Consider the following 15,256-nt stretch of genomic DNA (forward strand, 5'->3'; position numbering starts at 1 on the left):
GGCCGCCCACAGTGAATGGGGTGCCTGGATGGTGAAGCTGGTACTGACTCTCCGTCAAGGTACGTATTCGGCCAGGGCGTTACGAAGCAGGAACCTGTGCCGCCCGGGTCACTGCACGCAGAACTCGTTGCCCTCCGGGTCCGCCATCACGACCCACTCGCCGCCCTGTTCCTTCACCCGCCGCAGCGCACTGGCCCCGAGCGCCTCCAGCCGCGCGACCTCCTCGTCGCGCAGGCCCGCGCCCGGGTGCAGATCGAGATGCAGCCGGTTCTTGCCCGACTTGGCCTCGGGTACCCGCTGGAACAGCAGCCGCCGCCCCAGACCCGTTCCGCTCTCCTCCTCGAAGGGGTCCTCGGGGTGCCGTACGGCGACCAGGTCCCGGAAGGCGCGGCGGCCGTGGAAGTCGACCGTGGCCTCCTCGGGCAGCGCGCCGAAGCCGAGCAGCTTCCCGATGAGGGCGCTGTTGTCCTCGACCTCGTACCGCAGGGCGGCGGCCCAGAAGTCGGCCTGGGCGTGCGGGTCGTTCGCGTCGATGACGAGTTTCCAGTGCACGGGCGTGGGCGATGCGGGTGTCTGCGTCATGCCACCACTTATAAGCCCTGCCGCCTCGGCCCCGGCGCCTCGTGCCCGCCGCGCACCTACGGAGCCGTGGCCTTTGGGGCCTCGGCCGCACGGGTGTCGTACGCGGTCCGGGCCGCCGCGATCTCCTCCTGGTGCTGCTCCGTCCAGGTCACCAGGGACTGGATCGTTGCGTGCAGCGTCCTGCCGAGGGAGGTCAGCTCGTAGTCGACCCGCGGTGGCACCACCGGGTGCACCGTCCGTTTCACCAGGCCGTCCCGCTCCAGCGAGCGCAGCGTCACGGTCAGCATCCGCTGGCTGACGCCGTCGATCTCCCGGCGCAGCTCCGTGAAGCGCAGCCGCCGGTTCTCCAGCAGCGCGATGACCAGCAGTGACCACTTGTCGGCGATCCGGTCGAGGATCTGCCGGACCTGGCAGTCCTCGCGAGTGTCCCACTGGAAGGGGTCGGCGTCGCCGTGGTCCACGGTGCCCTGGCAGTGACTCGGTGACTTCGAAGTGCCTTCTTCCATGTCTGTCGATGCTGCCGCAGGGTGGGCCCTGGTTACAAGAAGGAACCGACCTTCAGTTGCGTAACCGTCCCCGACCGGAGGAGTGTTGACTCATGGGCACCCGTGCCTGGGCGCTGCTGCTGGTTCTGTGCGGCACGATCTTTCTCGAAGGCATCGACGTCGCGATGATGGCGGTGGCGATCCCGGCCGTCCGCGCCGACCTGGGCCTGGCCACCGGCATCGCGGCCTGGGTGATGAGCGGCTACGTGCTCGGTTACGCCGGCTTCACCCTGCTGGGCGGGCGCGCCGCCGACCTGCTCGGACGGCGGCGCATGTTCCTGCTCTGGCTGACCGTCTTCCTCGCCTTCTCGGGGCTCGGCGGTCTCGCCACGGACGGCTGGATGCTGATCGTCGCCCGGTTCGTCACGGGTGTCGCCGCCGCCTTCATGACCCCGGCGGCACTGTCCCTGATCACCACCACCTACGAGGAGGGCCCGCAGCGCAACAAGGCCCTGCTGGTCTTCGCCGGGACGGGCGCGGCCGGCTTCTCCCTCGGCCTGGTGATCGGTGGTCTGCTCACCGAGATCGGCTGGCGCTGGGTGTTCTTCGCCCCGGTGCTGCTGGCCGCCGCCCTGCTCGCCGTCGCCGTACGCCTGATCCCCCGGCAGGACGCGCCGGCGAGGCTCCGGCGCACCTTCGACCTCCCCGGTGCGATCACCGCAGCAGGGGCCATGCTGCTGGCCGCCTACACCGTCGTACGCCTGGAGCACGGCCTGCACCACTGGCCGCTCACCCTGGCCTCCGGTCTCGCGGCCGTCCTGCTGGCCGGCGCCTTCGTCGTGGTCGAACGCCGCTGCCCCGACCCGCTCGTCCGGCTCGGCATGCTGCGCTGGAGCCCGGCCGTGCGCGCCGATCTCGGGGCGCTGCTCTTCCTCGGCGCCTTCTTCGGCTTCCAGTTCGTCGTCACGCTCTACTTGCAGGAACTGCGTGGCTGGTCGTCCCTGCAGACGGCGGTGGCCCTGGTCGTCACGGGCATCGACGCCGTCCTCGCGCCGACGCTCACGCCCCGGCTGGTCGCCCGCTTCGGCCACGCCCGGGTGATCACCGGCGGTTTCCTGCTGGCTGTTGCCTCGTACGCGCTGTTCCTGCCGGTCGGCATGGAGTGGTCCTACGCCATGATGTTCCCGACTTTGCTGCTCAGCGGCCTCGCCTTCGCCCTGGCCTTCGGGCCGCTGACGATCGCGGCGACGGACGGGGTGGCGGAGTCGGAGCAGGGCCTGGCCGGCGGGCTGCTGACCACGGCGACGCAGTTCGGCTCCGCCATCGGCATCTCGGCGGTGACCGCGGTCTACGGCCTGGCGTCCACCGGGTCGGGCCCGGAGGCCACGCTCTCGGCGTTCCGCGCGGCGCTGACCGTGCCGCTCGCCCTGGTGGTGCTGGGCACGCTGATCTCACTGGTGAGCGTCCGGGAGGCCCGGCGCGCGGCGCGCAAGGCGTCCCAGGTGAGCAGCGTCAACGCCAGCCACACCAGCGCGAACCCGGCCCAGCGCTCCGGCGGCATCTCCTCGTGGAAGTAGAGGATGCCGAGCAGGAACTGGAAGACCGGCGTCAGGTACTGCAGCAGGCCGATGGTGGACAGGGGCACGCGGATGGCGGCAGCGCCGAAGCAGACCAGGGGGAGTGCGGTGACGATGCCGGCCGAGGCGAGCAGCGCCGCGTGCCCCGCGCCCTCGGTCGCGAAGGTGGAGTCGCCCCGCGCGGAGAGCCACACCAGGAAGCCGAGCGCGGGCAGGAACTGGATCGCGGTCTCGGCGGCCAGCGACTCGATGCCGCCGAGGCCCACCTTCTTCTTCACCAGCCCGTAGGTGGCGAAGGAGAACGCGAGGCAGAGCGAGATCCACGGGGGCCGGCCGTACCCGACGGTCAGCACGACGACCGCCGCGCAGCCGGTCCCGACCGCCGCCCACTGCACCGGCCGCAGCCGTTCCTTGAGGAGCAGCACGCCCATCGCGATGGTCACCAGCGGGTTGATGAAGTACCCGAGCGAGGCCTCGACGACGTGCCCGGAGTTCACGGACCAGATGTACAGCCCCCAGTTGACGGTGATGACCGCCGCGGCGACCGTGATCAGCGCCAGCTTGCGGGGCTGCCGCAGCAGCTCACCGGCCCAGGCCCAGCGGCGCAGCACCAGCAGGGCGGCGCCGACGAAGACCAGCGACCACACCATCCGGTGGGCCAGGATCTCCACCGCTCCGGCGGGCTTCAGCAGGGGCCAGAACAGGGGGACGAGCCCCCACATCCCGTAGGCCGCGAAGCCGTTCAGCAGTCCTATGTGCCGCTCACCCCTCGGCTTGCCGCTCACGTGCCCCTCCTTCGCGCCTGGCGTGCGTCCGCGTTCACGACGGTAACGCCGAGCGCCCCCGAATGTCATGCCCGTATCGGCATACGGTCATGACATCCGGGGGCGGACGCGGGGGCGGGGGTGTCAGCCCTTGAGGGCGGCGGCGATGGCCTCGGAGAAGGGCGTGGTCGGGCGGCCGATCAGGCGGGACAGGTCACCGGAGGAGACCACCAGCTCACCCTTCTCGATGGAGACGTCCACACCCGCGAGGATCCGGGCGAACGGCTCGGGCAGGCCCGCGCCGGTGAGGATGCCCACGAGGGCCTCGGGGGAGACGGCGTTGTAGGCGATCTCCCTGCCGGTCTGCCGGCTCAGCTCGGCCGCGTACTCGGCGAAGCTCCAGGGCGTGTCGCCGCCCAGCTCGTACGTCTGGTTCTCGTGCCCCTCGCCCGTCAGCACGGCCACGGCGGCGGCGGCGTAGTCGGCGCGGGCGGCGGAGGAGACCTTGCCCTCGCCGGCCGCGGCGACGACCGCGTGGTGCTCCAGCACCGGGGCGAGGTTCTCGGTGTAGTTCTCGTGGTACCAGCCGTTGCGCAGCAGGGCGTGGGGCACGCGGGAGGCCAGCAGGATCTCCTCGGTGCCGCGGTGGTCGTCGGCGAGCGCGGCGGTCAGGGTGCCCGGGGCGCTGGTGTAGGCGAGCAGGGCGACACCGGCGGCCTCGGCGGCGTCGATGACGACCTTGTGCTGCTGAACGCGGCCCTTGTCGAACTCGTTGCCGGAGATCAGCAGCACCTTGTCGCCGGCGGAGAACAGGCCGTCGTACGAGGCGGGGTCGTTGTAGTCGGCGAGAGCGATCCGCACGCCGCGGTCCGCGAAGCCGGCGGCCTTCTCCGCGTCGCGCACGACCGCGGTGATCTGCTCGGCCGGGACCTTCTCCAGCAGCTGCTCCACGACGTGACGGCCGAGGTGTCCGGTGGCTCCGGTGACGACGATGCTCATGGTGGGGTCTCTCCTTGTGGGGTGCGTTGCCACTAACGCTAAAACATGCGCTAACTTCTGGAAAGTACCCACTTTGAAGTAAGGTACTGGCATGGCAGTAAGTGACAACGAGGCCCTGTGCCCGTACCGGCTGGTCCTGGAGCACGTCACCAGCCGCTGGGGCGTGCTCGTCCTGACCGAGCTCCTGGACCGCCCCTACCGCTTCAGCGAACTGCGCCGCGCGATCAGCACCTACGGAAGCCGGGGCGTCAGCGAGAAGATGCTGACCCAGACCCTCCAGACCCTGGAACGGGACGGCCTCGTCCACCGCGACGCCCACCCCGTCATCCCGCCGCGTGTCGACTACTCCCTCACCGAACTGGGCCGCGAGGCCGCCGAACAGGTCCGGGCCCTCGCGGCATGGACACACCGGCGCATGGACGACGTGGAGCAGGCACGGCGGACATACGACGAGGCCCGGGCCGCCTCCTAGCGGTCCCGGGCCCCGTGGGCGGACGGAAGGTCAGCCCACGACCGTCCAGGTGTCGCCGCCCGCCAGCAGCGCGCCCAGATCACCCTTGCCGTGCTGCTCGATCGCGGTGTCCAGCTGGTCGGCCATCTGCGTGTCGTAGACGGGCCGCTCGACGGAGCGCAGGACACCGATCGGCGTGTGGTGCAGCGTGTCCGGGTCGGCGAGGCGGGACAGCGCGAACGCCGTGGTCGGGGACGGGGAGTGCGCGTCGTGGACGAGCACCCGGTCCTCGTTCTCCGGCGTCACCGCCACCACCTTCAGATCGCCGGTCAACGGGTCCCTCACGACACCCTTGGCCAGGTCGGCGCCGAAGCGGATCGGCTTGCCGTGCTCCAGCCGGATCACGGCATCCTCGGCCTGCTGCTTGTCCTTCAGGGCGTCGAAGGCGCCGTCGTTGAAGATGTTGCAGTTCTGGTAGATCTCGATCAGCGCCGTGCCCTGGTGGGCGGAGGCCTGGCGCAGCACCTCCGTCAGGTGCTTGCGGTCGGAGTCCACCGTCCGGGCCACGAAGGACGCCTCCGCGCCGAGCGCCAGCGACACCGGGTTGAACGGCGCGTCCAGCGAGCCCATCGGCGTCGACTTCGTGATCTTCCCGACCTCCGAGGTCGGCGAGTACTGGCCCTTGGTCAGACCGTAGATCCGGTTGTTGAACAGCAGGATCTTGAGGTTGACGTTGCGGCGCAGCGCGTGGATCAGATGGTTGCCGCCGATCGACAGCGCGTCGCCGTCACCGGTGACGACCCACACCGACAGGTCCCGGCGGGAGCTCGCCAGACCCGTGGCGATGGCCGGGGCGCGGCCGTGGATGGAGTGCATCCCGTACGTGTTCATGTAGTACGGGAAGCGCGAGGAGCAGCCGATGCCCGAGACGAAGACGATGTTCTCCTTCGCCAGCCCCAGCTCCGGCATGAAGCCCTGCACCGCGGCGAGGATGGCGTAGTCACCGCAGCCGGGGCACCAGCGCACTTCCTGGTCGGACTTGAAGTCCTTCATCGACTGCCTGCCCTCGGCCTTGGGGACGAGGGAAAGCGACTCGATGGTGCCCGTGCCGTGCGTGGACGTCTCAGCCATCGATGGCCTCCTTCAGCGCCGCGGCGAGCTGCTCCGCCTTGAACGGCATGCCGTTGACCTGGTTGTACGAGTGGGCGTCGACCAGGTACTTCGCCCGGATGAGCGTGGCGAGCTGCCCGAGGTTCATCTCGGGGATCACCACCTTGTCGTAACGCTCCAGCACCGAAGCCAGATTCCGCGGGAAGGGGTTGAGATGGCGCAGGTGCGCCTGCGCGACGGACTCCCCGGCTCTGCGCAGCCGCCGCACCGCCGCCGTGATCGGCCCGTACGTCGAGCCCCAGCCCAGCACCAGCGTCCTGGCCTCGTGCGGGTCGTCCACCTCGACGTCCGGGACGTCGATGCCGTCGATCTTCGCCTGCCGGGTGCGCACCATGAGGTCGTGGTTGGCCGGGTCGTAGGAGATGTTCCCCGTGCCGTCCTGCTTCTCGATGCCGCCGATCCGGTGCTCCAGACCTGGCGTGCCCGGGATCGCCCAGGGGCGGGCCAGCGTCTGCGGGTCCCGCTTGTACGGCCAGAACACCTCGGAGCCGTCGTCGAGCGTGTGGTTCGGCCCCTGGGCGAACTGCACCCGCAGGTCCGGCAGCTCCTCGATGTCGGGGATCCGCCACGGCTCGGAGCCGTTGGCCAGGTAGCCGTCGGACAGCAGGAACACCGGCGTGCGGTACGTCAGCGCGATCCGCGCCGCCTCCAGCGCCGCGTCGAAACAGTCCGCCGGCGTGCGCGGCGCGACCACCGGCACCGGCGCCTCGCCGTTGCGCCCGTACATCGCCTGGAGCAGATCCGCCTGCTCGGTCTTGGTGGGCAGACCCGTCGACGGGCCACCGCGCTGGATGTCCACGACCAGCAGCGGCAGCTCCAGGGAGACCGCGAGCCCGATGGTCTCCGACTTCAGCGCCACACCGGGACCGCTCGTCGTGGTCACGGCGAGCGAACCACCGAAGGCCGCGCCCAGCGCGGCCCCGATGCCTGCGATCTCGTCCTCCGCCTGGAAGGTCCGCACGCCGAAGTTCTTGTGTTTGCTCAGCTCGTGCAGGATGTCCGACGCCGGAGTGATCGGGTACGACCCCAGATACAGCGGCAGATCCGCCTGCCGGCTCGCCGCGACCAAGCCGTACGACAGGGCGAGGTTGCCGGAGATGTTGCGGTACACACCCGGCGGGAACGCCGTGGCCGCCGGGGCGACCTCGTAGGAGACGGCGAAGTCCTCCGTCGTCTCACCGAAGTTCCAGCCGGCCCGGAACGCCGCGATGTTGGCCGCCGCGATGTCGGGCTTCTTCGCGAACTTCGACTTCAGGAACTTCTCCGTGCCCTCGGTGGGCCGGTGGTACATCCAGCTCAGCAGGCCCAGCGCGAACATGTTCTTGCTGCGCTCGGCCTCCTTGCGGCTGAGGTCGAACTCCTTCAGCGCCTCGACCGTGAGCGTGGTCAGCGGCACGGGGTGCAGGTGGTAGCCGTCCAGCGACCCGTCCTCCAGCGGGGACGTCTCGTAGCCGACCTTCTGCATCGCCCGCTTGGTGAACTCGTCCGTGTTGACGATCACCTCGGCGCCGCGCGGCAGGTCGCCGATGTTCGCCTTCAACGCGGCCGGGTTCATCGCCACCAGCACGTTCGGTGCGTCACCGGGCGTGAGGATGTCGTGGTCGGCGAAGTGCAGCTGGAAGGACGACACACCCGGCAGGGTTCCGGCGGGCGCCCTGATCTCGGCCGGGAAGTTCGGCAGCGTCGACAGGTCGTTGCCGAACGACGCGGTCTCCGAGGTGAAACGGTCACCGGTGAGCTGCATACCGTCACCCGAGTCCCCCGCGAACCTGATGATCACCCGGTCGAGACGGCGGACATCCTTCGCGCCCGCCGCTTTGCGCTGCTCTCCTACGACTGCTTCGTCGGCCTGCTCCGCTGGGCTACTGACCTGGCTGGTCACTGAACTGGACCTCCCTCGAGGACGCTGTCCGGGACAGGCCTTCCCGCAGGCCCTCCCGGGATCAACACTACGACCGCAAGGGTCGCCTTCTGCGGGTCATTCGCATCTTGGACACGACTTCGGTATGACCATGCGTCCGTCTTTGTCCGGGTTTCCGCGGTCTGCGATCGTGAACGTCAAGAGTTGAGATACGTCAGGACGGCCAGAACCCTTCGGTGATCGCCCTCGCTCGGGGACAGCCCCAGCTTCAGGAAGATGTTGCTGACGTGCTTCTCGACCGCCCCGTCGCTGACCACCAGCTGCCGCGCGATCGCCGAGTTCGTCCGCCCCTCGGCCATCAGCCCCAGCACCTCCCGCTCCCGCGGGGTCAGCCCCGCCAGCACGTCCTGCTTGCGGCTGCGGCCCAGCAGCTGCGCGACCACCTCCGGGTCGAGCGCCGTACCGCCCTCCGCCACCCGGACCACCGCGTCCACGAACTCCCGCACCTCGGCGACCCGGTCCTTCAGCAGATAACCCACACCCCGGCTGGACCCCGCGAGCAGCTCCGTGGCGTAACGCTCCTCCACGTACTGCGACAGCACCAGCACCCCGAGGCCCGGGTGCGCCTTGCGCAGCTGCACCGCCGCCCGCACCCCCTCGTCGGTGTGCGTCGGCGGCATCCGCACGTCCGCCACGACCACGTCCGGCAGCTCGCCCTGCGCGTCGAACTCCGTGATGGTCTTGATCAGCGCCTCGCCGTCACCCACACCGGCGACCACGTCGTGCCCGCGGTCGGTCAGCAGCCGGGTCAGGCCCTCCCTGAGCAGCACTGAATCCTCGGCGATGACCACCCGCACCCTGTCCTCCACGATGTCCGGCCCCCCACAGCCCGATGCCGCCCGTCCGCGGCCCACAACGGCCCCGCGCCCACCCGTGCGACGGGTCCAGCATTTCAGGGTCGGGGGGCGGATGGGGGGAGGAGCGTCTTCTTGCCCTACCGAATCGGGGGGGGAGGCCTTGCACTCTGTCTCACCGTGTCGGGTGGTGGGTGGGCGAAGGCCGGGGGTCCAGGGGGCGGAGCCCCCCTGGCGGGATCACGGGGGCGAAGCCCCCGGACGGGGCATCGGGGCGGAGCCCGGCAGCACACCTCGGCCGGAGGTCACCGCACATGCGCTCCCCGCCACGGCAACTCCGCCGTCACCCGCGTCGGCCCGCCCGCCGGCGAGTCCACCACCAGGATCCCGTCCACCGCGTCGAGCCGATCCGCCAGCCCCGCAAGACCCGACCCACGCGACACATCGGCCCCGCCCACGCCGTTGTCCACGACCTGCAGCATCAGCCGGTTCTCCGTACGCCACACCTCCACGCCCGCCCACGTGGCCCGCGCGTGCTTGCTGACGTTCTGCAACAGCTCCGACACCGTGAAGTACGCGATCCCCTCGATCGCCGGCGCCGGCCGCTCCGCCAGGTCCACCTCGAGCTGCACCGGCACCGTGCACCGCGACGCCACCGCCGACAGCGCCGCGTCCAGCCCGCGGTCCGTCAGCACCGCCGGATGAATCCCCCGGGCGAGGTCCCGCAGCTCCTGCAACGCCGTCTTCACCTCGCCGTGCGCCTCGTCCACCATCCGCGCGGCCGCCCGCGGATCCTCCTGCAGCTTCTCCTTCGCCAGCCCCAGATCCATCGCCAGCGCCACCAGCCGGGCCTGCGCCCCGTCGTGCAGATCCCGCTCGATGCGCCGCAGATCGGCCGCCGCCGTGTCGACCACGACCCCCCGGTCCGACTCCAGCTCCACCACCCGCGACGCCAGCCGCGACGGCCCGAGCAGCCCGTGCACCATCACCCGGTCCACCATGGTCAGCGCCCGCACGATCCACGGTGTGGCGATCGTGAACAGCAGACCCACCAGCGCGGTCACCGTGATCTCGAAGGGGTTGTCGAGGTAGATCAGATGCGCCTCGTCGCCGTACAGCTGGATCCCGTCCTGACCGGCGTACACCGGGAACACCCAGAACCACAGCGGATACGTCAGCAGCCCCCAGCCCAGCGCCCACACATTCACGGAGACGACGAACGAGAACACCGCCCACGGCAGATGCAGCACCGCGTACAGCAGGGCCCGCCACGAGGCGCCGCTCTTGAGGACGGCACCCACCCACGCCATCACGCCCGGCTTCTTCGTCCGCAGCGGCTCCGGCTCCGCCACCTCCAGACCCAGCAGTCCCCGCGCCCGCATCCGCTCCAGCGCCCCCAGACCGCGGCACCCGGCGAGCCCCGCCGCCAGCACCGGTATGCCGAGGAACGTCACCAGCAGCCCCACCCCCAGCGACACCATCGTGACCGCGTAGGTGAACAGCAGGATGCCGACCGGCAGGCCCAGCAGCACATGGGCGAGTTCCTTCCAGGTGCGGAGCTCGACCGGCGCCCGCAGCGCGGCCGGCAGCCGGTGCCGCCGTTCGGTGCTCCCCGGGAACCCGGACCCGCTGTCGAGCCCGTACCCCTGTCCGTACTCCGTGGCCATCGGCGTCGTCCTTCTCCTCGTCCCGCGGCTGTGCTCCGTACCTCCACCCTGCTCCGCCGCAGGCCGGCGGACCATGGAGTCCGTCGGCGTCTGGCACGGGGGGTTTTCCCTACCCCGCGGACCCCGACCGGTCACGCCACGGCAGCTCCGCCGTGACCGTCGTCGGACCACCCTCGGGCGACTCCAGGACGAACAGGCCGTCGACGGCGTCCAGCCGCTCCGCCAGACCCTTCATCCCCGTACCGCCGTCGAGGCTCGCACCCCCACTCCCGTCGTCCCACACCTGAATGAGCAGCCGGGTGCTGGTCCGCCACACATCCACCGAGGCCGATCTCGCCCCGCTGTGCTTGCTGACGTTCTGCAGCAGCTCCGAGACGGTGAAATACGCGATGCCCTCGATGGCCGCGGCCGGCCGCTCCGGGAGATCGACCGTCACCTTCACCGGGACCGTGCAGCGCGTGGCGACCGACGACAGGGCCGCGTCCAGGCCGCGGTCGGTCAGGACCGCCGGATGGATGCCGCGCGCCAGATCCCGCAACTCCTGGAGTGCCAGCTTCACCTCACCGTGCGCCTCCTCGACCATCGCGGCCGCCGCGTCGGGGTCCTCCAGCACCTTCTCCTTGGCCAGGCCCAGCCCCATCGCCAGATTGACCAGCCGCGCCTGCGCCCCGTCGTGCAGATCCCGCTCGATGCGCCGCAGGTCGGCCGCCGCCGTGTCGACCACGACCCCCCGGTCCGACTCCAGCTCCGCGATCCGCCGCTCCAGCTCGTCGGAAGGCGACAGCAGCGCCCGCACCATGGCCCGGTCGGCGTTGGTCAGCCCCCGCGCGATGAACGGCAGCACCGGCCACAGCACGAACAGCGAGACCAGCGTGACCGTGAAGGTGAGCACACCCCAGGGCAGCCGGATGAACTCGTACAGCACCGTGCGCCAGCCCACCGGATCCTTCAGCTGCATCCACAGCCGCTGGAAGAACCCGCCCCCACCGCGCAGCCGCAGCCGGCTCGGCTCCTCGATCCGCACCCCGAGCAGAGCCCGGGCCCGGGCCCGCTCCAGCCTGCCCAACTGCCGCGCCCCCACGAGTCCGGCCGCGAGGAGCGGGAACCCGACCACCGTGACGGTCAGCCCGAACCCGGTGGACAGCATCGTCACGACATAGGTGAAACCGAGCAGCGCGACCGGAAGGTTCGCCAGCAGGTGTGCGATCTCCTTCCAGGTGTGCCGGTCGTAGGCGAGCCGGGCCGGCGGCGGCCGGTCGTCCGGCCCGGCGGCCGGCCGGGCCGCCGTCGTGCCCGGGGACGGGATGCGTTGAATCATGTGGGTCAGCGTGCCCGGCGGCGGGCCTCCGCGCCATGAGGGGGACCGCCACGATCGACTGAGGAAAACCCCACCCCCCTGTCCCGGGCGGTGACGGGCTGCTTACCCTGCCCTTATCAGGGCCTAGACTCCCGTGCGTACAGATCGTCGAACGGCTGCGTCCCCGTGAGCCGCAGCATCGTCGCAGGATCCAGTCCGAATTTTGAGGGAGCGAGGGACGGACGTGCCGGAACCGACCGTCGTCACCACGACCGTCGTCGCGGCGGACTACTTCCAGTCCTACTCGGTCGTCGGACTGCTCGCCGTGATCGGCGTGCTGTTCGTCGCCGTCGCCTTCGGGGCCGGCCGCCTGCTGCGGCCCGTGGTCCCCACCCCCGAGAAACTCCTGACCTACGAGTGCGGCGTCGACCCCGTCGGCGAGGGCTGGGCCCACACCCAGGTCCGCTACTACGTGTACGCCTTCCTCTACGTGATCTTCGCCGTCGACTCGATCTTCCTGTTCCCCTGGGCGACCGTCTTCGCCGCCCCCGGCTACGGCGCGACGACCCTGGCCGAGATGTTCATCTTCCTCGGCTTCCTGGCGGTCGGCCTGCTCTACGCCTACAAGAAGGGCGTCCTGGCATGGACGTGAACCCCTCGGTGTCCGAGCCTGTACTGCTGCCCGAGCCCAAGCGGCTGGGCGCCCTGGCCCGCCTCGCCCCCGAGCCGATGAAGGTCGTCCTCAACTGGGGCCGCCGCTACTCGCTCTGGGTCTTCAACTTCGGCCTCGCCTGCTGCGCGATCGAGTTCATCGCCGCGTCGATGGCCCGCCACGACTTCATCCGCCTCGGCGTCATCCCGTTCGCCCCGGGGCCCCGCCAGGCCGACCTGATGGTCGTCTCCGGCACGGTCACCGACAAGATGGCCCCGGCCGTGAAGCGCCTCTACGAGCAGATGCCGGAACCGAAGTACGTCATCTCCTTCGGCGCCTGCAGCAACTGCGGCGGCCCCTACTGGGACTCCTACTCCGTCACCAAGGGCGTCGACCAGATCATCCCCGTCGACGTCTACGTCCCCGGCTGCCCGCCCCGCCCCGAGGCGCTGCTCCAGGGCATCCTCAAGCTCCAGGAGAAGATCGCCCGCGAGTCGCTGGGGGAGCGCTACGGCAGCGGTGCGGAGCGTCCCTCGGCCGCGGCGCTGCAGAGCGGACTGGTGCAGCCGCCCGCGGCGGGCCCGGCCACGGGGGAGGACCGATGACCGCCGTCGGCTGGCTGCCCGCCACCGCCGAGGAACTCTTCGGCCCGGACGCCACGGCCGAGCTCTCTTACGAGGTCCTGACGGTCGACGTACCTCCGGCGGCCTGGATCACCGCCCTGGAGACCGCCCGCGACCGCCTCGGCTGCACCTACTTCGACTGGCTGAGCGCAGTCGACGAACCCGGCACCGGCTTCCGCGTCGCCGCTCACGTCGCCGCGCTCGCCCCCGTACGACGCCTCCTGCTGCGCACGACCGTCCCGCACGAGGCCCCCACGCTGCCCTCGGCGATCGACGTCTACGCGGGTGCCGCCTGGCACGAACGCGAGACGCACGAGATGTTCGGCATCACCTTCGAAGGCCACCCGGCGCTGGACCACCTGCTCCTGCCCGAGAACTTCGAAGGCCACCCCCTGCGCAAGGACTTCGTCCTGGCCGCCCGCGTCGCCAAGGCCTGGCCCGGCGCGAAGGAACCGGGCGAGTCGGAACACGGCGGCCCCAAGCGACGCCAGATGCTCCCGCCCGGCGTCCCCGACCCCAACGAATGGGGTCCCCTCAAGGGCCAACTCCCCCCGGCCCCCGCCCGAGGCGCAGGCCGCGCAGCAGGCGAACGCCCGGCCCGAGGCGCCGCACGGTCGGCGGGAGAGCGCCCCGTACGACGCACCCGCTCGGCGTCGGAGGGGTCGGCGAGCCAGTCCGCTGCCGGTGCGCAGACCCCGGAAGCCGGAGCGGACGGTCCGGCTGCCCCGCGCCGGGCCCGTTCGGCGTCGGAGGGTTCGGCGAGCCAGTCCACCCCCGCCGGTGAGACCCGGCCGGCCGCCCGGCGTACGCGTACGGCCGCTGAGGGCTCCGCGAGCCAGTCCACCTCCGGCGAGCCGGTTGCTCCGGCCCGGAAGACCGAACCCGACCGGACCGAGCCCGACCGGACCGACGCCAGGCCGGACACGGCCCCTAGCGCCCCACGCAGCTCGGACGCGCCCTGGCACCACGCCCGCCCGGCCTTCAACGAACCGGCACCCGAACCGTCGCCCGAAGCAGCGCAGACCCCGGCCCCTCCGGACACCGCACCCACGCCGGACCCGGCCGACACCCCGAGTCCCGCGGACCACGACCCGAAGCCGACGGACGGCGACGCCAAGTCCACGGACGCCGACGCCAAGTCCACGGACGGCGACGCCAAGTCCACGGACGACGTGAAGACCACGGACGACGACGCCAAGTCCACGGACGACGCGAAGACCACGAACGGCGACGCGAAGCCCACCGGCAAACCCGACAGCGCTGACAGGCCCGACAAGCCCGAGGACCCTTCAGGAGGCCCGCAGTGAACGACGTGCTCGACGTCGCCCTGCGACTCCTGGTCGTCTTCGTCGTCTTCCTCACCCTCCCCCTGGTCATCGGCCAGACCGAGCACAAGGTCATGGCCCATATGCAGGGCCGCCTCGGCCCCATGTACGCAGGCGGCTTCCACGGCTGGGCCCAGCTGATCGCCGACGGCGTGAAGTTCGCGCAGAAGGAGGACGTCGTCCCCGCGGGCGCCGACCGCCGCATCTTCCAACTGGCTCCCGCCGTCGCCCTGCTGCCGTACCTCCTCGTCCTGCTCGCCATCCCCATCGGCCCCGGCGAGGGAGCCGTCGGCCAGGTCATCGACGCGGGCGTCTTCTTCGTCCTGGCCGTCATGGGCGTCGGCGTCCTCGGCTCGCTCATGGCCGGCTGGGCGTCCGCGAACAAGTTCTCCCTGCTCGGGGGCCTGCGCACCGCCGCCCAGCTCCTCGCCTACGAACTGCCGATGCTGCTGACCGCCGCCTCGGTGGCGATGGCGGCCGGCACCGTCTCCCTCCCCGGCATCCTCGACGCCTTCGAGTGGTGGTGGCTGCCCTGGCAGATCGTCGGCGCGATCGTCTTCTTCGTGGCCGGCCTCGCCGAACTCCAGCGCCCTCCCTTCGACATGCCCGTCGCCGACTCGGAGATCATCTTCGGCGCGTACACCGAGTACACCGGCCTCCGCTTCGCTCTCTTCCTCCTCGCCGAGTACGCCGGAATCGTCGTCCTGTGCGGTCTGACCACCGTCCTCTTCCTCGGCGGCTGGCACGGCCCCTGGGGCGCCGACGGTCTCGGCTGGGTCTGGACCCTGCTGAAGACCGCCGTCCTCGCCTTCCTCGTGATCTGGCTGCGCGTCACCTATCCCCGCCTGCGCGAGGACCAGCTCCAGAAGCTGGCCTGGACCCTCCTCGTCCCCCTCTCCCTCGCCCAGATCGCCCTCACCGGCATCGTCAAGGTGGTGATCCAGTAACC

General features: G+C 70.9%; 14 protein-coding genes and 1 pseudogene. 6 read left to right on the plus strand and 9 right to left on the minus strand.

Annotated elements, in window-relative coordinates:
• Positions 1 to 108: 108 nt before the first annotated feature.
• On the minus strand, positions 109 to 582 hold the full coding sequence (locus ACIQU3_RS00930) for a VOC family protein (RefSeq protein WP_403724194.1): 474 nt from the start codon (positions 580 to 582) through the stop codon (positions 109 to 111).
• Between the two features lie 56 nt (positions 583 to 638).
• Entirely contained in the window at positions 639 to 1,088 is a 450-nt protein-coding gene (locus tag ACIQU3_RS00935; RefSeq protein ID WP_403724196.1) for a winged helix-turn-helix transcriptional regulator, read from the minus strand.
• Positions 1,089 to 1,255: 167 nt separating this feature from the next.
• Here ACIQU3_RS00935 and ACIQU3_RS00940 point away from each other — a divergent pair.
• Positions 1,256 to 2,335: pseudogene (locus ACIQU3_RS00940) on the plus strand (MFS transporter); the annotation flags it as partial.
• 80 nt (positions 2,336 to 2,415) lie between these two features.
• Here ACIQU3_RS00940 and rarD read toward each other — a convergent pair.
• A complete protein-coding gene (rarD, locus tag ACIQU3_RS00945; protein WP_403923204.1) occupies positions 2,416 to 3,366 on the minus strand; it encodes an EamA family transporter RarD in 951 nt (316 codons plus the stop codon).
• A 186-nt stretch (positions 3,367 to 3,552) separates the two neighbouring features.
• Positions 3,553 to 4,407, minus strand: a complete 855-nt coding sequence (locus ACIQU3_RS00950) for an SDR family oxidoreductase (RefSeq protein ID WP_403724200.1) — start codon at positions 4,405 to 4,407, stop codon at positions 3,553 to 3,555.
• 91 nt (positions 4,408 to 4,498) lie between these two features.
• Between ACIQU3_RS00950 and ACIQU3_RS00955 the strand changes: the two genes are divergently transcribed.
• Positions 4,499 to 4,879, plus strand: a complete 381-nt coding sequence (locus tag ACIQU3_RS00955) for a winged helix-turn-helix transcriptional regulator (RefSeq protein ID WP_403724202.1) — start codon at positions 4,499 to 4,501, stop codon at positions 4,877 to 4,879.
• A gap of 30 nt (positions 4,880 to 4,909) precedes the next feature.
• Here ACIQU3_RS00955 and ACIQU3_RS00960 read toward each other — a convergent pair whose 3' ends face one another.
• The 5 genes from ACIQU3_RS00960 to ACIQU3_RS00980 form a co-directional block, all read right to left on the minus strand.
• Positions 4,910 to 5,989 (minus strand): 2-oxoacid:ferredoxin oxidoreductase subunit beta, encoded by a 1,080-nt coding sequence (locus ACIQU3_RS00960; protein ID WP_403724204.1) that lies wholly within the window; start codon positions 5,987 to 5,989, stop codon positions 4,910 to 4,912.
• Complete coding sequence (locus ACIQU3_RS00965; protein ID WP_403724207.1) at positions 5,982 to 7,910, minus strand: 2-oxoacid:acceptor oxidoreductase subunit alpha; 1,929 nt, start codon at positions 7,908 to 7,910, stop codon at positions 5,982 to 5,984. The genes ACIQU3_RS00960 and ACIQU3_RS00965 overlap by 8 nt, the downstream gene beginning before the upstream one ends.
• A gap of 176 nt (positions 7,911 to 8,086) precedes the next feature.
• Positions 8,087 to 8,746, minus strand: a complete 660-nt coding sequence (locus tag ACIQU3_RS00970) for a response regulator transcription factor (RefSeq protein ID WP_308287393.1) — start codon at positions 8,744 to 8,746, stop codon at positions 8,087 to 8,089.
• Positions 8,747 to 9,048: 302 nt separating this feature from the next.
• Positions 9,049 to 10,410 carry a sensor histidine kinase gene (locus ACIQU3_RS00975; RefSeq protein ID WP_403724210.1) on the minus strand — a complete coding sequence of 454 codons (1,362 nt, stop codon included), beginning with the start codon at positions 10,408 to 10,410 and terminating at the stop codon, positions 9,049 to 9,051.
• Between the two features lie 109 nt (positions 10,411 to 10,519).
• Positions 10,520 to 11,728 (minus strand): sensor histidine kinase, encoded by a 1,209-nt coding sequence (locus ACIQU3_RS00980; protein ID WP_403724214.1) that lies wholly within the window; start codon positions 11,726 to 11,728, stop codon positions 10,520 to 10,522.
• Positions 11,729 to 11,951: 223 nt separating this feature from the next.
• On the opposite strand from ACIQU3_RS00980, the gene ACIQU3_RS00985 reads away from it, so the two are divergent.
• The 4 genes from ACIQU3_RS00985 to ACIQU3_RS01000 are packed head-to-tail and all read left to right on the plus strand — an operon-like array spanning position 11,952 to position 15,254.
• Positions 11,952 to 12,359: an NADH-quinone oxidoreductase subunit A gene (locus tag ACIQU3_RS00985; RefSeq protein ID WP_104785621.1), complete on the plus strand. Its 408-nt coding sequence runs from the start codon at positions 11,952 to 11,954 to the stop codon at positions 12,357 to 12,359.
• Complete coding sequence (locus ACIQU3_RS00990; protein ID WP_403724217.1) at positions 12,350 to 12,964, plus strand: NADH-quinone oxidoreductase subunit B; 615 nt, start codon at positions 12,350 to 12,352, stop codon at positions 12,962 to 12,964. Before ACIQU3_RS00985 ends, ACIQU3_RS00990 begins: the two co-directional genes overlap by 10 nt.
• A complete protein-coding gene (locus tag ACIQU3_RS00995) occupies positions 12,961 to 14,289 on the plus strand; it encodes an NADH-quinone oxidoreductase subunit C (RefSeq protein WP_403922960.1) in 1,329 nt (442 codons plus the stop codon). The genes ACIQU3_RS00990 and ACIQU3_RS00995 overlap by 4 nt, the downstream gene beginning before the upstream one ends.
• A complete protein-coding gene (locus ACIQU3_RS01000; RefSeq protein ID WP_030839798.1) occupies positions 14,286 to 15,254 on the plus strand; it encodes a complex I subunit 1 family protein in 969 nt (322 codons plus the stop codon). The genes ACIQU3_RS00995 and ACIQU3_RS01000 overlap by 4 nt, the downstream gene beginning before the upstream one ends.
• The last annotated feature ends 2 nt before the right edge of the window (positions 15,255 to 15,256 follow it).

It is taken from the genome of Streptomyces sp. NPDC101110 (genome assembly GCF_044759525.1).
In the GTDB taxonomy this organism is placed as follows: domain Bacteria; phylum Actinomycetota; class Actinomycetes; order Streptomycetales; family Streptomycetaceae; genus Streptomyces.